Annotated in this window: 18 protein-coding genes, 1 pseudogene and 1 riboswitch; all 19 genes and pseudogenes read right to left on the bottom strand. The window is 53.2% G+C overall.

All coding sequences use genetic code 11. The features are described from left to right. Positions 1-269: 269 nt before the first annotated feature. Positions 270-746: a ribonuclease HI gene (gene rnhA, locus ACTQ1O_RS03040; RefSeq protein WP_441486040.1), complete on the bottom strand. Its 477-nt coding sequence runs from the start codon at positions 744-746 to the stop codon at positions 270-272. Between the two features lie 248 nt (positions 747-994). After that, entirely contained in the window at positions 995-2,314 is a 1,320-nt protein-coding gene (gene hemL, locus ACTQ1O_RS03045) for a glutamate-1-semialdehyde 2,1-aminomutase (RefSeq protein WP_441486041.1), read from the bottom strand. 81 nt (positions 2,315-2,395) lie between these two features. Next, entirely contained in the window at positions 2,396-3,379 is a 984-nt protein-coding gene (gene hemB, locus ACTQ1O_RS03050; protein ID WP_441486042.1) for a porphobilinogen synthase, read from the bottom strand. 234 nt (positions 3,380-3,613) lie between these two features. Then, positions 3,614-5,125 (bottom strand): uroporphyrinogen-III C-methyltransferase, encoded by a 1,512-nt coding sequence (gene cobA / locus ACTQ1O_RS03055; RefSeq protein ID WP_441486043.1) that lies wholly within the window; start codon positions 5,123-5,125, stop codon positions 3,614-3,616. Between the two features lie 105 nt (positions 5,126-5,230). Beyond that, positions 5,231-6,217, bottom strand: coding sequence for a hydroxymethylbilane synthase (gene hemC, locus ACTQ1O_RS03060; protein WP_441486044.1), 987 nt, complete (start codon positions 6,215-6,217; stop codon positions 5,231-5,233). 250 nt (positions 6,218-6,467) lie between these two features. Further along, a complete protein-coding gene (locus tag ACTQ1O_RS03065) occupies positions 6,468-6,980 on the bottom strand; it encodes a precorrin-2 dehydrogenase/sirohydrochlorin ferrochelatase family protein (protein ID WP_441486045.1) in 513 nt (170 codons plus the stop codon). After that, positions 6,977-8,224 (bottom strand): glutamyl-tRNA reductase, encoded by a 1,248-nt coding sequence (hemA, locus tag ACTQ1O_RS03070; RefSeq protein ID WP_441486046.1) that lies wholly within the window; start codon positions 8,222-8,224, stop codon positions 6,977-6,979. Before hemA ends, ACTQ1O_RS03065 begins: the two co-directional genes overlap by 4 nt. A 12-nt stretch (positions 8,225-8,236) precedes the next feature. After that, a complete protein-coding gene (locus ACTQ1O_RS03075; protein WP_441486047.1) occupies positions 8,237-9,067 on the bottom strand; it encodes a sirohydrochlorin cobaltochelatase in 831 nt (276 codons plus the stop codon). A gap of 26 nt (positions 9,068-9,093) precedes the next feature. Next, the gene (locus ACTQ1O_RS03080; RefSeq protein ID WP_441486048.1) at positions 9,094-9,825 is read right to left on the bottom strand and encodes an ABC transporter permease; all 732 of its coding nucleotides are present in this window, start codon (positions 9,823-9,825) and stop codon (positions 9,094-9,096) included. 191 nt (positions 9,826-10,016) lie between these two features. After that, positions 10,017-10,862, bottom strand: a complete 846-nt coding sequence (locus tag ACTQ1O_RS03085) for an ABC transporter ATP-binding protein (RefSeq protein ID WP_441486049.1) — start codon at positions 10,860-10,862, stop codon at positions 10,017-10,019. A 173-nt stretch (positions 10,863-11,035) separates the two neighbouring features. Next, positions 11,036-12,277 (bottom strand): hypothetical protein, encoded by a 1,242-nt coding sequence (locus ACTQ1O_RS03090; protein ID WP_441486050.1) that lies wholly within the window; start codon positions 12,275-12,277, stop codon positions 11,036-11,038. After that, positions 12,274-12,957, bottom strand: coding sequence for a precorrin-2 C(20)-methyltransferase (cobI, locus tag ACTQ1O_RS03095; RefSeq protein ID WP_441100330.1), 684 nt, complete (start codon positions 12,955-12,957; stop codon positions 12,274-12,276). Before cobI ends, ACTQ1O_RS03090 begins: the two co-directional genes overlap by 4 nt. Positions 12,958-13,067: 110 nt before the next feature. Beyond that, a riboswitch (cobalamin riboswitch) is annotated at positions 13,068-13,186 on the bottom strand. Between the two features lie 212 nt (positions 13,187-13,398). After that, a pseudogene (gene hisI / locus ACTQ1O_RS03100) lies at positions 13,399-13,743 on the bottom strand (phosphoribosyl-AMP cyclohydrolase); the annotation flags it as partial. A 278-nt stretch (positions 13,744-14,021) separates the two neighbouring features. Next, on the bottom strand, positions 14,022-14,609 hold the full coding sequence (gene hisB / locus ACTQ1O_RS03105) for an imidazoleglycerol-phosphate dehydratase HisB (protein ID WP_441475144.1): 588 nt from the start codon (positions 14,607-14,609) through the stop codon (positions 14,022-14,024). Positions 14,610-14,612: 3 nt separating this feature from the next. After that, positions 14,613-15,914: a histidinol dehydrogenase gene (hisD, locus tag ACTQ1O_RS03110; protein WP_441486051.1), complete on the bottom strand. Its 1,302-nt coding sequence runs from the start codon at positions 15,912-15,914 to the stop codon at positions 14,613-14,615. Positions 15,915-16,077: 163 nt separating this feature from the next. Beyond that, a complete protein-coding gene (gene hisG, locus ACTQ1O_RS03115) occupies positions 16,078-16,728 on the bottom strand; it encodes an ATP phosphoribosyltransferase (RefSeq protein ID WP_441486052.1) in 651 nt (216 codons plus the stop codon). After that, positions 16,725-17,993 carry an ATP phosphoribosyltransferase regulatory subunit gene (hisZ, locus tag ACTQ1O_RS03120; RefSeq protein ID WP_441475141.1) on the bottom strand — a complete coding sequence of 423 codons (1,269 nt, stop codon included), beginning with the start codon at positions 17,991-17,993 and terminating at the stop codon, positions 16,725-16,727. Before hisZ ends, hisG begins: the two co-directional genes overlap by 4 nt. Positions 17,994-18,175: 182 nt before the next feature. Next, positions 18,176-18,745, bottom strand: coding sequence for a Holliday junction resolvase RecU (locus ACTQ1O_RS03125; protein ID WP_441486053.1), 570 nt, complete (start codon positions 18,743-18,745; stop codon positions 18,176-18,178). 12 nt (positions 18,746-18,757) lie between these two features. After that, positions 18,758-19,510 (bottom strand): signal peptidase I, encoded by a 753-nt coding sequence (lepB, locus tag ACTQ1O_RS03130; protein WP_441486054.1) that lies wholly within the window; start codon positions 19,508-19,510, stop codon positions 18,758-18,760. Positions 19,511-19,524 lie beyond the last annotated feature (14 nt).

Consider the following 19,524-nt stretch of genomic DNA (forward strand, 5'->3'; position numbering starts at 1 on the left):
CCGGAATAATGTCAACGGCTGATCGGCATTTTCCGCCGATCAGCCGTTGATTGGCATTTTTCGTCAGGATTTTCGAGGGGATTATGCAGAAAGGGAAAAAATAAGATTGGAAGACGTGCAGTGGGTTTTTTCGAGAGGAGAGGGCACCCGATCCGCGGGACGGTCGGACCGGGTTAACTGATTTACGCGAACAGTGAGCCGCAGCCGAATGCGAAGTATTCGTGTGCGGCGAGCGTCGCGATAGCGAGATAAAACTCGCGCAGCGTGTTTTATCTCGTTCCGGGATCGACGGAGAGATCATCGCCGTCTGCCGCTCCTGTTGCCAGTCTGTCACAGCGCTCGTTCAGTTCGTTGCCGTCATGGCCTCTGACCCAGACGAAGGTTACATTGTGCGGCTTTTTGGCTTCGAGTAGCCGCTTCCAGAGATCGATGTTCTTGACCGGTTCATTCTTTCCTCTCTTCCATCCCTTGCGGATCCAGGAGTCGATCCAGTGCTGATTGAAGGCATTGACAAGATACTGGGAATCGGAATGAAGGGTTACGTCGCAGGGACGCGTGAGGGCCTCAAGTCCTGCGATTGCTGCCATCAGCTCCATCCGGTTGTTGGTTGTTTTTTTGTAGCCGCGGGAGAGCTCCCTCTCGTGAAGCTGTCCCTGACTGTCGACGTACTGCAGAACGCATCCGTATCCGCCAGGACCATCAGGATTTCCGCGAGCGGCACCGTCAGTGTATATTTCTACGTGCATATATCTTCCTCCTGAATTGTGGCAGAGGGCTCTTTGTCAGCCAGGACCAATTGATGTTTCAAGTTGGAATTTACGGGACACCATCTTGTAATATAATTGGTTTGTTTACTTTCTGATCGTTGTAGTAGTGAATCCGCGTTGCGGCGGGGCAGCGGCTGCGCGTATGCGGTATGCGAAAAAACCGCAGATCATACATGATCGGCGCAGCCGGATGCGCGAGCATTTCTTTTTGATGCAGCTGCCGGATTTTACAGATCGCTTTCGATCTCGTCCCGGCGTGTTTTCGCGTAAGCCTCGAAGGTGTCCAGTGTATACTGGATGATATCATCGGTATGAGCCAGGGAGAGGAACATAGCTTCGAACTGAGATGGAGCCACGTTGATGTCATGCTCCAGCATGAAGCGGAAGTAACGGGCGAATTCCCCGGTATCTGCTGTTTTGGCGATGGAATAATTGGTAACCTCCGCATCGGTGAAGAAGACAGAACCCAGTGAGCCGATATGGTTTACGGTCGCCGGAAGCTCATAGCGGCGGATGATTTCCTTCATTCCTTCATACAGTTTGTCTGCGTTGGCGGAGAGAACGGCATAATCCCCGCGGTTTTCGTAGAGAATCTTCAGCTGGGCAAGTCCCGCCGCCATTGCTACCGGGTTGCCTGAAAGAGTGCCTGCCTGGTATACCGGACCGAGCGGGGCAACCATTTTCATGATGTCTCTTCTGCCGCCGTATGCACCTACCGGCATACCGCCTCCGATGATTTTGCCGTAGGTCACGAGGTCGGGGGTGATTCCAAACAATTCTGCTGCTCCGCCGAACGCGAGTCGGAATCCGGTGATTACCTCATCGAAGATCAGGAGTGCATGGTATTTGGTGCAGAGCTCGCGGAGCCCCTGCAGAAAGCCCGGCTGCGGAGGAACAACGCCCATATTTGCGGCGACAGGCTCGACGATGACACAGGCGATCTCATCTTTGTTTGCCTTGAAAAGCTCTTCAACACTCGCAATATCATTGTAGACCGCACTGAGGGTGTCCTGCGTGCAGCCTTCCGGAACACCGGCGCTGCCGGGGATACCCTGTGTCATCAGTCCGGAACCGGCGTCCACGAGAAGACAGTCACTGTGACCGTGGTAGTTGCCGGCGAATTTGATGACCTTGTTTTTGCCGGTGTACCCTCTGGCAAGGCGGATGGCGCTCATGACAGCCTCTGTGCCGGAGTTCACCATGCGGATCATGTCAACGTGAGGAATCCGCTCACAGATATATTCCGCGATTTCCACCTCAAGCTCCGTCGGGGTGCCAAAACTGAGGCCGTTCTCCGCGGTGCGGACGACCGCGTCAAGGACTTCGCTGTTGTTGTGCCCGAGGATCATCGGACCCCAGGAGCAGATGTAGTCGATATATTTGTTGCCATCCACATCAAAAATATACGGGCCGGTGGAACCCTGGATAAATCTGGGGGTCATCCCGACATTCTGCCAGGAGCGTACCGGAGAGTTTACGCCTCCGGGAATCACTTTCTGTGCCCGCTCCATCAGAACTTCGGAGCGGTTCTTCTTTTGTTCTGCCATGATGATTCATCCTTTCTTGTTGATAAATCTGCGGACGCCTTCTTCCGGTGCCATGCAGAAGGTTATCGATCATTCAGCGGATCAGCCGATGACGCCTTCGTCGATGAGACGGGCGATCCGTTCCGCATAATAGGTGATGTAGATCTGTGCGCCGGCGCGGAAGGCGGATACGGCCATTTCGCCGACGATGCGGTCTTCATCGATCCATCCGTTCTGTGCAGCTGCCTTGACCATGGCATATTCGCCGCTGACACTGTAACAGGCAACCGGAACATTTACGACGTCGTGTACTTTCGTCAGGACATCGAGGAACGACATAGCCGGTTTCACCATGACGATGTCCGCACCCTCTTCCACATCGGTGAGAGCCTCCTTGATGCCCTCGCGTACGTTGTGGAAGTCCATCTGATAGGTCTTGCGGTCTCCGAATTTCGGCGCGGAATCCGCGGCGTCACGGAAGGGACCGTAGAAGGCGGAAGCGTATTTTACCGCATAGGACATGATCGGTACTCTGGAATAGCCGTTTTCATCCAGCTTTCTGCGGATAGCCAGTACCCGTCCATCCATCATGTCAGATGGTGCAACCATGTCCGCACCTGCTTCCGCGTGAGAAAGAGCGGTTTTTGCGAGAAGTTCAAGCGTTGGATCATTGTCCACGTCGTTTCCGTTCAGGACGCCGCAGTGGCCGTGCGAGGTGTACTCGCACATGCAGACGTCCGTGATATAATACATATCCGGTACAGCCTTCTTCGCTGCTCGGAGGGCTCTCTGGACAATTCCGTTGCTGTCATAGGCTCCGGAGCCAATTTCGTCCTTCTGATCGGGAATGCCGAAGATCATGACGGAGGAGACACCATGAGCGAGGAGCTCTTTCAGCTTCACAATAAAGGTGTCGATGCTGTAGCGGTACTGGCCGGGCATGGAAGGAATTTCTTCTGTGATACCCTCTCCTTCCATGACAAAAATCGGATATACCAGAGAGGACTTGTCAAGTCTGGTTTCACGCACCATTTTGCGGATGACTGAATTTTCGCGCAGACGGCGCGGTCTTTTTATCATTTCCATTGCAATTGCCTCTTTTCTTGTTTATTCAATCGTATCATAGCACGCTTCTGAAGCGGTTGCCAGTGTGTCAGAGAATTCTGTGGACATGGGCCCTTATGCCGGAGTGTCAGCCGTTGTGCCTGCAGGTGTGAACATCTTTCACTGCGGATAGTCGAATTTGTTCGTTAGTTGTTGTGCCTGCAGGTGAGTGCGGCTTTCACTATGGATATCCAGAGGCTGTCCTTTGCCGGAGCGTCAGCCGTTCTGTCTGTAGTGATCGTGTATCCGGATGATCAGTTCCAGAAGGCTGTCAATGGTCGCTTTATCAGCGCAGAAGGTCTCCATCCCGGCGGCGTCAGCGGCAGCCTGTGTCTGCCTTCCGATGCAGGCGGCTTTTACAAGGCTCATGTCGAGGTCGGGATTTGCGGCGAGGAACGCCTTGACGCCGGAGGAGCTGGTGAAGGCGGCACAGTCGATCTCACCATGTTCGAAGAGCTCTGTTTCGTTTACGGCTTCGGACTTAAGGGGTACGGTGTGATAGGTGGGAATGTCGTCGACAGCAAAGTCCTTCAGTTTTTCAAGGATTGCCTTGCTGCCGATTTCCGCCCTCGGCAGCAGAATCCGGTCATCCGGATCTGCCTTGCGGGCGATCCATTCTCCGAGAGCTTCCCCGTCATAGCGCGGAGGTATCAGGTCGGGGATCAGTCCGTATTTTCCGAGCTCATTAGCCGTGCCCTTTCCGATGGAGGCGATTTTTAAACCGGCGAGATTCCGGATGTCTACTTCTGAGGTGCGCATCTGATCGAAGAAGATTTTAACGCCGCTGGGACTGGTAAAGGCGATCCATTGATAGTCCCGAAGGTTCTGGATGGCGTGGATCAGCTTCAGATTGTTTTCAATCGGAACGGTCGCGATGGACGGAACCTCAAGGACGTCAGCACCCTGCGCTCTGAGCTTTGCGGCCATCTCGGAGGAGAGACCTCTTGGACGCGTCACAAGAACCCGGAAGCCGGACAGCGGAAGCTTCTCATACCATTCGAAGGTATCCGCCAGCGCGCAGACCTTGCCGATCACAATGATAGCCGGTGTCTCCACACCCTGCTTTTTTACTTCATCCGGGAGTGTGGAGACGGTGGCGATGATTCTCTTCTGGCGTGCCGTGGTGCCTTTCTGGAGAACCGCTGCCGGCATGTCCGGTTCCATTCCGGCATCCAGAAGTCCCTTGCAGATATCATTGAGGGAGGCGATTCCCATGAGAAAAACGAGGGTTCCCTTTGTCTGAACGAGGGCATGGAAATCGATGTCATAGACATCGCCGGCTTTTTTGTGTCCGGTGATGATATGAAGGGACGAGGTGAAATCTCTGTGCGTGACCGGAATGCCATTGTACGAGGGAACCGCGATCGGCGAGGTGATGCCGGGGACGACCTCAAAGGGGATGCCGTTCTCTGCCAGGAGCTCCAGTTCCTCTCCGCCTCTTCCGAAAAGGAAGGGATCTCCCCCCTTCAGGCGGACCACCCGGTTTCCCTTCTGCGCTTCTTCCAGAATCAGCTCATTCATCTTCCACTGAGGCATGGTGTGGTGGCTGGACCTTTTCCCGACATTGATGGTGCGCGCGGTGTCGGGAATCATGGCAAGCACGCCGGGACCCACGAGGCTGTCGTACAGCACTACATCTGCATTCTGAAGGACTTCTTTTCCCTTGATTGTGAACAGGCCCTGATCTCCGGGACCGGCTCCTACGAGCCATACTTTACCTTTCTTCATTTCTTGATTCCGTACCTTTCTTGCGATTGTGTCTTTCCATATCTGCGATTTTCCTGGATCTGTGATGTTCGCGGATCTGCGCCTGAAGTCCGTGGTGTTATATTTTCAGATCTCTGCCTGTAATTTCTGAGCGAGAGCGATGCCAAGAGCGGCTGAATCGCCGGCGCGCGCAGCAGCGAAACCGGTGGAATACCTGCCGGTCTCTTCGCTGTAGTACAATCCGCGGAGGTAGATCAGTTTCTGACTTCCGCTTGCGGCTTTTTCGGGATTCATGCCTGCTTCAGGGGTGTGAAAAAGCTCAGGCGCCTTGTTCCCGAGGGCTTTCCGAAAAGCGTCTTCGTTCGCGTAGACAGTGGCGTGAGCAGCGATGGGCGAGGAACAGCCTCCGTTCAGATAACGGACGAACGCCCGCTCGCAGGTTGCGGCATAGAAGGAATTCTCGTCTGCAAAATCGTCAAATACAGAGGAGTCCTCTCCTCTTCTGCCCTGTACAGCCAGTATGGCCTGGCCGGCAGAGGGAATCACCTCATCGACCGAAAAATAACGGCTGATCCGGTCCTGCATACCGAGACGTTTCATGCCTGCGGCGGCGAGTACGATGGCGCCGTACTGTCCGTCGTCGAGCTTTCGGAGGCGGGTCTGAAGATTGCCGCGCACGCTCTGGAAGACGGCACCCGGGAACAGCTTTTTCAGCTGCAGGATTCTTCGGAGCGAGGAGGTTCCGATCGGTTTTGTGAGATCCGGCTCTGTCTGACCTTTCGGAAGGACGAGCACATCCCTGGGGTCTTCCCGCCTTGAATAAGCGACGACCGGAAGCTCATCCGGTACTTCCATGGGAAGATCCTTGAGGCTGTGAACCGAGTAGTCGCTCCGATGTTCCAGGAGAGCCCTGTCGAGCTCCTTGACGAAGAGCCCCTTTCCGCCGATCTGGTCGAGACGGCGGTCGAGGATTTTATCTCCGGTCGTCTTCATGGTCAGAAGTTCGGTATCCAGCTCCGGATGAGCCTTGTTCAGATATTGAATAACGAGATTGCTCTGTACCACCGCGAGAGTACTCTCACGGCTTCCTATTATTAATTTTCGTTTCTTCATAATTGGATGCTCTTTCATGACATATATCAGATGTTTGAATATGATGGATATACATGGCCGGCGCAGTATGCGCCTGCTCGCCGCCCTCGTACCGATGGCAAATAACGAACTTACCGGTTCTCGTCCCGGTGGCGAAAGAACGGACATGGCGGTTCTCATGCCGGTGGCGGAAGAACGGACATGGCGGTTCTCATGCCGGTGGCGGAAGAACGGACATGGCGGTTCTCATGCCGGTGGCGGAAGAACGGACTTACCGGTCAGCCGTGTCATCGGAATAGAGGGAGGTCTTACATTCCAGAACCTCTTCTACCCGCTGACGGACAGCCTTGACACGGTGATGGTCCGTGCCTCCTGCGTTGATGCCGACGACGATGCCGTCCTTCTGTACAACGCTTGGAAAGTAAAAATCGCATTTGTTCTTGTCGCTGCAGTCATTGACCATGATTCCGAGACACTTGCAGGCGACATAGATGTCGTTGTTCAGATCAGGGTCATCGGTGCAGGCAAGTACAAGGTCCGCATCCATAATATCGGTGCGTTCATAGGATTTCGCAATCCAGGTGACCGGTGCCTGCTGCGTATCGGAAGTGATCCGGCTGATGGCATCGGTGACTTCCGGCGCTATCACGGTGATGCTGCCGACAAAGCGGGACAGGGTAAGAATCCGGCGCTCCGCAATGGATCCACCGCCGACGACGACAACTTTTTTTTCGGATAAATCAAGAAATACCGGAAAAAATGGTTTTCCCTGAGAGGTGCTCATGAGTTCTCATCCTCCTTTTCAAAAACCTTCTCCATCCCTGCGACACATTCCCGGAATTCATGGTCGGGCAGATGGTCCTGAAGGTCAAAGATCAGCTTGGCAATTACTTTTCCGACGGCACGATCCATGTCTCCGTTAAGCACCATCTGCTCATCTCCGGTGAGGGGAAGCCTTCGGATGATCTTTCGCATCCGGAGGTTGTAGTCCTCCACCGCCTGATCCTTGATCCGGTGAATCCTCGGCACAAGATCGCGGTCATTCATCCAGAACCAGAACTCGTTTTCTTCTTCGGCAAGGATTTCCCGCGCCTGCCGATACGCAGCCCGGTTGGCTTCATTTTCGGGGTCCGCATCCGAATGAAAGTCATCAATATTGTAGAGCGTGAAGCTCTTCAGATGAGAAATGCGGGGATCGATGTCCTGAGGGATCGCGAAATCGATCAGAATGATCGGGTGGTCCGGGTGCATGCCCAGAAGATCATCATATTCAATGGTGAGGTGGGGACTGGTTGTGGCGCTGACTACGAGGTCGCACTCCGGAAGATACTGCATGCGGTCGCCGTAATTGATGCGGCTGCATCCTGAAGGGATTTCCACATGTCCGCGGTGATACTGGCGGACCGTTACCGTGACATTGGCTCCGTTTTTGACAAGAGTATTGGCGGCGATTTTTCCGTATTCGCCATTTCCGATGACCATACAGTTCGCGCCTTTGAAGTTGAATCGCTGTTCCTTCAGCATGGATACGGCCTGCTCGATGGCAGTGGAATCGGCATGGGTGAAGGTCACGCTTGTCTTGACTTTCTTCGCGGCAGTGACGGCCATCCGGAACAGAACTTCGATGACGCTGTCGGTAAAATAGTTCTCCCGGGCAAAGGCGAGGGAGGATTTGACCTGAGTGAGAATCTGGTCCTCCGCGAGGATAGCGGATTTTAATCCGCAGGTGAGAGCAAAGAGATGCTCCACAGCTTCCTCATCGGTGCGTCCCTGAAAATAGCCGCGGTATCTCTCCTCGTTCACATCCTTGAACAGGCAGATCTCATGGAGAAGGTTGTCCGGCTCTTCGCGGTCCGTGCTGACCCACAGCTCCATCCGGTTGCATGTGGACAAAAGCAGTACGCCGTTTGCTTTCAGATCTATCTGGATCTGTGTCATGAATTGTATACTCTCCTCTTTTGTAAAGGAGAAAAAGGACCTGACATTGACGGGTGCCAGTGTATGGTCCGTTCCGACCATCTGAATCATAACTTACCTCACTTACTTACCAAGGGCATGCCGGATCAGCAGGCGGCGAATCGCCTCTGATTCGCCGAGACCCTGCAGGACACAGGTGACCTCATACCCGGCGCTTTCAAGCCGGGACTTCCAGGAATCCGGCTGGTTTCCGGCCATGTCGACGATCACATGATTTCCCGCAGTCATCAGAAATGGCATCAGGATGAGATGATGGATGTGGCGTCCGTTTTTGGCAGCTGTCTGCAGTTCAGAGAGCACATGATCAAATCCGATTTCCGGGGAATCGATGGTGCCAAGCATGATGTTTTGAAGCCCCCGCTTCTCAAGTTCCCGATCAAGCGTGGAATAGATTCCGCCGAGTCCGTAGGTGGTTCCGTGCCCCATGAGGATGACGGCTTCGTCGTCTTCGCGGCCGGGAAAGCTGTCTGTCAGAAAGCGGATGATGTCGTCCAGATCCGCACCGGAGCTGAGAAGTGGCCTGGCGATGCGGACTTTTTCAAACTTAGCGGATGCAGAGGAATTCCCGGCTTTCGTTTTTTCCCCTTTCTGAATATCCGCGAACCGGGCGCAGAGATCTCTATACTCCTTTCCCTCGAATACGAATGCGGGGAGTACGAGCACATCCCGGATTCCATCGCGAAGCATCCGTGCAATGGCCTCTTCTGTGCTGGCTGCCGGCGTGCGGCCGGAGGATAACAGACGTTTCCGGATAAAGGCACTTGTCCAGGCGCGGTAAAGAGTTCTGTCAGAGAAAAAAGCTGCGGCCTCTGTCTCGAGAGCGCCGATCGATCTTCTCTGACTGTCTTCCTGGAGAGTGCCGAAGCTTGCAACAAGGATCGCTTTATCAGACATTGTATTTCCTTTCCGGCGGAGGCGCCTTACAGGTTTTTCTTTTTGTAAATAAACAGGACGGAGAGCAGGGTGAAGGCTGCCTGATAGACCAGCAGAATGACAACCCCGCCCCAGCCCGGATCGATTCCGGCTGAAATACTCCGGATCATGTTGCTCGCCTGGGACAGCGGGAGAAATCCCACAAAATACCGGAAAGCGGCAGGCATCTGATCCGTCGAGAAGAAGGTATTGCACAGAAACGACATGGGAACGATGATGTAGGCGTTGTATCTCGGCGCGTCCGAGTAGCTTTTGGCCAGAAAGGACAGAACCAGTGCCATCGTGGAAAATACCATGCCGTTCAGGAACATGATCAGGAAGGATTTCCAGTTGAAGATGAGTCCCGTCCGGATCGACATTGTGAGAAGCAGGATGATGCAGGATGCGTACATCCCGCGGAGCGCGCCGCCGATAATCTGTCCCGCGATGAACTGCCACAGGGGCGTCGGCGAAATCATTACCTGATCGAGTGCTTTCTCATATAGCCGCTGAACGCTCATGTTCTGAGCCACCGCGCTGAAGCTTCCGGTCATGGTGGACATGGCTACGATGCCGGGAATCAGGTAGTTGAGGTACGGCTCTCCGTGCGAGGTTGCCTGTATGCCGAGGCCGAAAATAATCAGATACATCAGGGGCGAGATCATGGATGCCAGTGTGATCTTGAAAAAATCCCGCTTGAACTCCGCCCATTTTTCCCATAATACGGTAATTATTCCCATTCGTTCTTTCCTGTCTGTTTGTACGCCCGCTTTGATATCGTTGTCGGTGTTATAAGGAAATTCATTCGTTCCCTTCTGTCCGTCCTGCTGCGAAGCGGGTCGGTCTGTCTGATCATACGCCCGCGGAGACGGTTTACAGAGGAGAACTGCGCCTGCAGTTTTGCCGGAAGGGCATTGCGTCACCGCTGTGATCATCTGCGAATGCGGTTCCCGATGCGTTCCACAAAAGCATCCTCAAGGGTGGTTCTGCGAAGAGATGCCGTAGCGTCCGGATCGAGTCCATCCAGATAATCAATCGCTGCCCTTCTGTCGGAGAAGAACCGGCTCTTCTGTCCCTCATCGGTGGCTTCATCGACAGCGTATTTTCCAAGGGAAAGGATGAGATTTGAGGGAGTGTCAACAACGTCCAGTTTGCCTTTGTGAAGAAAGGCAACCCGGTCGCAGAGCGCCTCTGCTTCCTCGATATAATGCGTGGTCAGGATAATTGTGATGTTCTGGCGCTGCAGCTTCCTCAGAAGTTCCCACATCTGCCGTCTCGCAAAAGCGTCCATGCCTGCGGTGGGTTCGTCGAGAAGGATGATTCCGGGATCCGTCATCAGCGCCCGGCAGATCATCAGCTTGCGTTTCATGCCGCCGGACAGATGCCGGACTATGCGCCTGCGGTAGTCGATGAGACCTGCGAATTCGAGCAGCTCGTCGGTTTTACGGCGAATGACCTTGCGGGGCATATAGTAGAGCCGGCCCTGATATTCCATTACCTCATCCATGGTCATGTCCTGACGCATGGAGTATTCCTGGGTGACGATGGAAAGCTTTCGTTTCTGCGCCGAGGATTTGCGGGTGACCTTTCCGCCGTCGATCAGAACCTCTCCCTCGGTAGGAAGAAGGACCGTCGAGATCATGCTGATGGTCGTTGTCTTACCGGCGCCGTTGGAGCCGAGAAGACCGAAAAATTCCCCGGTATTTATCGTCAGATTGAGATGGTCCACGGCAGTGAAGTCATCAAATTTTTTTGTGAGATTTTGTAATTCGATCATTTCGTATATCCGATATTTCTGATTATCCGGCTGCTGAAAAATCGTCCGGAGAGTACCGTTTCACATTGCTATTGGTGCGGAGAATGTCGCTTTGTAATGCTCTTTGGCTCGGAGAGCGTCGCATCACACTGTTTTAGGTGCTGAGAGCGACGGTTCCGTCCCGTTCGCACGGCTCAGCGATACCTTGTCTTCCGGGTGAGAAAGCTGAGGACAGCGCCGGCCAGGATGATAAACAGGGCGACAATGAGTACCCGCCTCGTCGCAATTTGTGGAACGAGATTCCTGCTTCCGATCGTGTCCGCATAGAAGGTGAGCTGATAGCTGATTTCCACAGGATCCCCCATGGCGGTTGTGTCGGCAATCACCGGTACGGGCGCGTCCATGGAGGTGATCGGAATGATAAAGGTCGAGGTTCCGCCGTCTTTGGTGTTGTTCTGGTATTTGACGCCGTCAACAATCATGTAGTCGTAGTAGGTGCTGCTCCAGTAAAGCTTAGCGTATGCCTTTCCGTTCCGTATGATCAGAAGGGTGGGCGAGGTGACGCTTGCTCTTCCGCTTCCGCCGGTCATATTGACCTCGATGGAATACTCGCCGTCTTTCCGGTCAACCGCTACGGCATTCCCGCTTTCGGCGGGAGCGTCCGACGAGGATCCGGCAGAGGAAGCCGAGACTGAGGACAGGCTTTCGCCTGTGTCAGCGGGAACATCTGCGGAAGGCTCTTTGTCTGTGGAAGTGCTCTCTGAAGAAGAACCGGCAGTCTCAGAAGTGTCTCGTTTGGCTTTAGCGAGATCGCTGGCTGCGTCAAGCTTATCCGTGTCGTAGCCGATTGCCTTCAGCCCGTCCTCGATGGCATCGAAGTCCGGCAAAGTTACGTGAAGGCTCGATGCGGGAAGAGAGGTCGCGTCAAACAGGATTGTCCGGTCGTACCATTTGTTCTTCCGTGTGCTGAAGGACGCAATGGAAATCTGCTTATCCAGCGCGTCCACCGGAATCGTGAAGGAGGCATAGCCTTCTTTATCCTCAGTGATTTCAATATAATCAGAGGCGTCGGCTTTGGCGGCTTCTTTCCCGGTTCCGTTATAGATCAGCGAGTAGGAAAAGGTATCAAGCTGGATGGCTGCGGTCATTTTGCCGTCTTTGACCGTCAGTTTGCAGGAGTCAATCCGGAAAAACTGTGAGCTGACATCGACGTCGATATCGTAGGTGCCATCATTGACATCGCTTCCTCTGATCGGTGTCATTCCGTATCGGCCGACAGGCCTGGTGGAAACGGTCTCTCCGCTTCCCGCCACGTCGCTGTGTTCCTGATCAGCGAAAACAGATATGGGGCCGAACGATGCGGCTGCGGTCATCAGAACCAGAAAGAGGACGGGAAGTACCCTTCGCAGGTTGTTTTTTAATGGAAGCTTCTTCATTTTTCCTTTGCGACGATCAGTGAAAAATATCCCGCGTCATCGGGAATCTCATCCAGAGAACGGTAGATCTTCTGCCCCGGCATGCCGCAGTTCTCGACCATCTCAACCTTTTTGCCCGAGGCACGGAGATTTTCCTTGACGGCGTCCATATGGCTGCCAGATTTCATCAGCACGTAGGTGCCGGGCTGGTCGAGGGGAACATCCAGCTTATGTACCGCGGGAATGATGTGAAGCTGCTCCGTCCACTCCGTGAGCGGTATGTTCAGGGTGGCGGCAGCGGCGCAGAACGAGGTGATTCCGCTGACGAGGGCGGTCTCATATCCGTCCGCCTCTACGATTTCCTGTACATAAGAGAAAGTAGAGTAAATCGTGGGATCCCCGAGAGTGATAAAGACGACATTTTTTCCCTCGTCGAGAACCTTTTCGATCTGACGGGCACCCTTTTTGTGATTCTCAATTTGTTCGGCCTTGTTCATGACCATCGGCATGAAGATCGGCATCAGCGTTTTGTCTGCGATTTCCGGGACCGCCTGCACCGCGATTTTATACGCGACAGTATCCTTCACAGATTCACCGGGAGCAGCGATGACCTCGTTTTCGCGGAGGATACGACAAGCCTTCAGCGTCATTAATTCCGGATCTCCGGGTCCGACTCCAATTCCAAATAATATTCCTGACATTATAAATTTCTCCTTAGACAAAAATAAAAGCCGTTTCCGGTAGGGGAAACGACCTGCGTGGGACACAAGCACAGTCAATCGCTATGTTCTGCAATCATCCATCCGTCGTGTCATTTGCAGTGCCGTATGCGGGTGCTCTGGCTTGTATCAGAACGATACTCACAGTTGCGGGACAGCGCAGGATTCGCACCTGCTTCCCCCTTCACATACAGTCAGAATTTGTGTTTCAAAATCTTCCGTGTGTATCCACTATTATAGTTTAACGATGTGGTATATGCAAGGTAAGATTTTGGAATTGTCAGATCTACATCGCCGTTAACCGGGCATAGCTGTATAATCCCTGCTATTCGAGACAATGATAAATATGATGAATGAGAGCTGTTCACATTCCATGTCTTCACGCTGCGGTGGAAACAGTATGGATAATAAGATCTACGATTCCTCGCGGCGGTAAAGCTCTTTGAAGAAGCAGGAATAGCTTCCGGTGTGGCAGGCAGCTCCTATCTGCTCTACCTTTGCCAGAAGGGTGTCGTTGTCACAGTCCAGGGTAAGGGACTGAACATACTGGAAATGTCCGGATGTCAGTCCTTTGATCCACAGCTCCTGCCTGCTCCGACTCCAGTATGTCATGCGTCCGCTCTCCAGCGTCTTCTGGAAGGACTCCTCGTTCATATAGGCGAGCATAAGAACTTCTCCGGTGCGGCAGTCCTGCACGATGCAGGGGACAAGGCCGCTCTCATTGAGTTTGAAGTCCTTCCAGGCAAGGCTGCACTTCTGTGTATTGGTCTTTGCTTTTTCTTCCTGATTTTGTATCATCAGCTGCGTCCTTTCCAAATTTTGCGGATTCATGATATGCGCGGGCAGTGAGCCACATCCGCTCACACAAAGTGTGAAGCGGTGGGGCGAACGCCGCGACAGACCGACGAAGTCGGTCACCTGTAGGATTGCAGGAGTGCGAAGCACGGAGCAATCCGTAGCTTATACAGTATGTGGCACGACTTATCGTATGAGGTTTATTTTAAAACCGGGCCGGATATTCGAACTTCCGGTTTACGGGCAGAGGATCAGAGGCTTCCCTTCGTGGACAGGACGTCTGTGATTCTTGAATCCGGAGAGGTGGCCTGATCGAGAGATTTTGCGAAGGACTTGAACAGTGCCTCTGCCTTGTGATGATCGTTTTCGCCGTACATGACCTTCATGTGAAGATTCATTTCCGCAGAGTAGGAAATCGCGTAAAAGAATTCCCGGACCATCTGTGTGCTCATGTCTCCCATTCTGTCCGTGGTGAAGTCTGCGTCATATACGAAATAGGGACGGCCGGAAAGATCGATGGCAGTGAGCACAAGGGTTTCATCCATCGGAAGGATACAGCTTCCGAAACGGCGGATGCCCTTCTTGTCTCCGCAAGCCTGCCGAATGGCAGTGCCGAGTACAATGCCGGTATCCTCGATGGTGTGATGATCGTCAACATTCAGATCGCCCTTTACGTGAATGGTCAGATCGAAGAGACCGTGACGGGCAAAGCCGTCCAGCATATGGTTGAAAAAACCTACGCCGGTATCCAGGTCTGTTTTTCCGGTGCCGTCCAGGTTGATGGTGACGGTGATCTGCGTCTCCTTTGTATTGCGCTTTACGGTAGCTGTTCTGCTCATGGTTCAGTCCTCGTCATTTTCAAAGCGGACCGCAATGGAATTTGCATGTGCGGTGAGCTGCTCACATTTTGCAAACTGTTCAATATCCTTGTGAATCTCCTTGAGGGCCTCTCTTGAATAATGGATGATGCTGGATTTCTTGACAAAATCATCCACACTGAGAGGCGAGAAGAATCTGGCTGTTCCGCTCGTCGGGAGAATGTGGTTCGGTCCGGCAAAATAGTCGCCGAGCGGTTCACTGCTGTATTCACCAATAAAGATGGCGCCGGCGTTGCGGATCTTTGTCATAACCTCGAAGGCGTCTCTCATGACGATTTCCAGATGTTCCGGTGCGAATTCATTTGCCGCGTCGATTGCCTCCTGTCTGTTTCGTGCCACAAGAATCCGTCCGAAATTGTCTAAGGATTTCTGAATAATCTCACGTCTGGACAGGATCTTGAGAAATCCGTCAACTTCAGCGCTGACCTTCCGGGCGAGATCTTCACTTGTGGTAACGAGAACGGCGGAGGCCATCTCATCGTGTTCCGCCTGGGACAGAAGGTCTGCGGCGACGTATCTGGGATTTGCGGTCTCATCTGCGAGAACCAGGATTTCGGAGGGACCGGCGACAGAATCGATGCTTACATTGCCGTATACTGCTTTCTTTGCAAGTGCGACAAAAATATTGCCTGGACCGACGATTTTATCTACTTTCGGGATGCTCTCCGTGCCGAAGGCAAGCGCGGCAATCGCCTGTGCTCCGCCCACCTTGAAGATCCTGTCAGCTCCAGCCTCATTGGCGGCAACAAGGACAACAGGATTTACTTTTCCCTGGGCACTGCAGGGGGTTGTCATGATGACCTCTTCGACACCCGCAACCTTGGCGGGGACGATGTTCATCAGTACGGATGAAGGATATGCTGCTTTTCCGCCGGGTACATAGACTCCGACTCTCTGCATGGGCGTGATTTTCTGCCCGAGAATGGTTCCTTTTTCTGTGGTCGTGATCCAGCTGTTCTGCTTCTGCTTCTCGTGGAAGGCACGGATATTTACGAGTGCCTTGCGGACAACGTCGAGGAGTTCCGGGGGCACCTCCTTGTATGCGGCCCGGATTTCTTCCTCTGTTACCTGGAAATTGCTGCCGGTGATCTCTGCGCGGTCGAATTTTTTTGTGTATTCAAAAACCGCCTCGTCGCCGCGAGCCTTGATGTCCTCGATGATGGAGCGGACGGTGGCTTCCTGTGCTCCAAAGGTGGAAGGACTTCTCTGGAGGATGTTTTTCTGTACTTCCTTTTTGTTTTCTTCACTGAGTTCAACGATTTTCATTTTCTTATCTCCTGCAGTGTTCATGCTGCCTGCCGCAGCCTTGTATTTCAGTTGCATTGTCAGATGATTTCAGCAGTCCGGATCACGCGTGCTCCTGAGGGGGACCATGCTGATCGGGCGAACCATGCCTGTTCCTGCGCGCGGGCTGTGTTGATTCGGTGTACTATGCCTGTTCCTGCGTGCGGACTGCCTTGATTCTGCGGATCAGGTCCGTGATTCGCATGTTGTCCATTTTCATGCTGACCGGGTTCACGACCATTCTTGCGGAGAGCGGGCATACCTCTTCGAGAACCTGAAGACCATTTTCTCTCAGGGTGGTTCCGGTCTCAACAATATCAACGATCACCTCAGACAGCCCTACGATGGGCGCCAGCTCGATGGATCCGTTCAGCTTGATGATTTCCATGTTCTGATTCTTTTTATTGTAAAAATAGTCCTTGGCGATGTTCGGATACTTCGTTGCCACGCGGATCAGCTGGTTGTGGTCGAGGTATTCTCTTGCGGATGCCGGGCCGCAGACACACATCCTGCATTTCCCGTAGCCAAGATCAAGAACTTCATAGATCTTCCGGTTCTCTTCCATTATGGTGTCCTTGCCGACGATGCCGATATCGGCCGCGCCGTACTCGACATAGGTGGGGACATCCGGGCCTTTTGCCAGGAAGAAACGCAGACCGTACTGTTCGTTGGTGAAGATCAGCTTGCGGGTGCTCTTGTCCTTCATCTCATCGCAGCTGATGCCGAGCTTTTCAAGCGTGGCCATGGTCTGTTCCGCCAGACGTCCTTTTGTGAGCGCAAAGGTAAGATATCTCATTGTGCCTGTCCTCCGTTTCCGCCAAAGGGATAGATTCTTTCGGTACTGCCGTTCGAGAGATTGATCGCGTAGACCTCATCCATCGAGCGGAAATAGATGATGCCGCCGAACTGATTGCGCATACCGTATCTGCGGTAATCGTCCAGGACCTTTCCGTATTCAAACCTTACACAGGCGACATCGAGGCCATTGGCTCTCCGGGAACCTGCATAATGAATGGCCATCTCCTCCAGCTCCGCCGGGTAAAGAATCATTGTCTTGATATCTTCTACGGGAAGGGAGATCTTCTGCCGCTCTATGGCGTTCAGAAGGGAGTCAATCTCCGTGGCAAAACCGACGGCAGCGCATTTCTTTCCGAAGTGCTCAATAAGCCGATTGTACCGGCCTCCCTTGATCAGCGCGTCACCTGAGCCATATGTATACGCCTGGAAGATGATCCCTGTGTAATACCGGTATTCGGTTACCAGACCGAAGTCAAAGGTAACGTAATTTTCACAGCCGTACATCTTCAGGAAATGATAGATCCGTTCCAGCCGGTCGACCGCGGCACGGCAGCTTCGGTTTCCGGTCAGTGTTCTCGCCTGTTCCAGGACTTCCTCGCTGCCGAAGAGACCGGGCATCTCAACCAGAGCTTTTTTCAGATCCGGCCGGATGTTCAGGTGATCGATCAGTTCCTCCGCGCCGAAGCGGTTCTGCGCGGCAAGGAGGTTTCTGAGCTCCTGCAGAGAATCCTCGCTCATGCCGGCTTCCTCCGCCAGGGCATTGAAATAATCCACGTGGCCCATGCTGACCTGAAAATTCTCCAGCCCCGCCCTGCGCATGGTGGATACCACAAGGGCAATGATCTCCGCGTCGGCTTCGGCGCTGTCATCGTTCATAAATTCCACACCCATCTGCGTGCTCTCATTCAGGCTTCCGTGGTAGGAATGATTGTTGCGGTAAATGCTTCCGTGATAGCACAGCCGGAGCGGCATCTCCTCTTCGCCGAAATACATGGCAACGGCGCGGGCAACGGAAGGCGTGAAATCCGAGCGCAGCACCAGAGTGTTGCCGTCGCGGTCGAAGAATTTATAGAGATCGCGGGAGGGAGTCGTACCGACTTCCTTTGCAAAGACGTCGAAGAATTCAAACCCCGGGGTCTCGATCGACTGATATCCGTAGGAATGATAGAGCTTCTCGATCTGTCTCTCCAGATATCTCTTCCGGTCGCATTCACGGCCGAATATGTCACGGACACCCTCGGGGGTGTGGATTAATTTTTTCATGGCGTTCTCCTGTTTGTCTGAACGGTTAAGATTGTTCTTCAGATGTTTTTTATTCGTCACTTTAGTATGCTACCATACTACTACGCTAAATACAAGGAATAATTGTGAGGGAGTTCATGTGCGTCGCTTTTGCGGGCACTCTCCTGCCCTCTGCGCACGACGGAGAAAGACAGGCAGAGGGCTTATTCAGCGTCGAAATCGGCTCCCCCTGCTGCATCCGCGTCCCGAAGGGCGAGATCCCTGGAGATTCCGTCCAGGTACGGCACCAGAATGCCGGCTCTCCTCCGGAGAAAAAAAGCGGGCGTAAGCTCATCAAAATGAAAACGCTTCAGCCCGCCTGCTTCCATACGATTCCAGAACCGGAGCAGTTCTTCATAGCGAAGATAATAATATTCATCCCGTGAGGAATAAAAAATGAGGAGAAAGGATATCCCCTGCTGCTTCTCGAAATCGGACATAAAACGGATCTGATGCGGATGAATATTTGCCAGAGGAAAGGTATCGGTCTTGCATTCCTTGGCATCGAAGCAGACGGGAATACCCTGCACTGCTCCGATGTAATCAATGGTGCTTTTCTGATCGAAATATGCCAGAGTGATGCGTCGGGTCTCCTTGTCCATTCTGACCGGAGTGATCGGGGTCGGGATTTTCTGAATCAGCGCAAGTCCCTGTTCCCGGTACTGGTCATTTGTCCGGTTAATCATGTCTTCGAGGGTGGAACCGCGAAGCCCTCTTGAATTCCAGGTCGCCATCGTGAGGCCGCCTCAGAATCCGAATACAGAAGCAGGATTCAGCGCCGGGAATCCCGCAGATGTCGTTGCTGCCCCGGAAAATCCAGAGACCGAGGCACTGGAAGTATCTGCTGTCGGATCATAATAGTCCGCCTCTTTGCTGTTGATCACCGAGATCTTGTTTAGCGGCCAGTAGCGGAAGAAGGCCTTTCCAAGGATCTTTTCCTTTTTGACAAAGGGATTTTCCCAGTATCGGGAATCCTTGGAATAAATGCGGTTGTCGCCCAGCATGAAGTAGCTGTCTGCCGGAACGGTAAGCGGGAACGTCAGATTTCCGGTGTCGGTGGAGTCCGGCGTTGCGCAGAAGCTGTCATCCAGAGGAGTCTTGCTTCCGTTGATATAGACGTCACCGTTCCGGATGTCGACGGTCTCGCCCGGAAGGCCGATGACCCGTTTGATGAACAGACGCGATTCGTCATCAGGATAGCGGAAAATGACGATGTCATATCTCTTCGGATCGCTGTTCAGGTAGGCCAGGCGGTTTCCAAAGATCTGGTCGTTGGTCATGATCGTCGGTTCCATGGATGCGGATGGAATCCGTGCATTGACAATGATGAATTTCTGAAGGACAAACATAACGATCAGAACGATCGCAATGATTTTCACGTAGTCGAAAACATCCTTACGGATACTCTCCTTCCGGTCGTCCGGTGTGGTTACCGGTGTTTTCTCGTCCGTCTCTTCCGGACGGGTGTCAGTGGAATTGGTATCGGCTTTTTTACTCATGTGTTCTTCTTTCC

This window comes from Bilifractor sp. LCP21S3_A7, from assembly GCF_052118825.1.
Classification (GTDB): domain Bacteria; phylum Bacillota; class Clostridia; order Lachnospirales; family Lachnospiraceae; genus Bilifractor.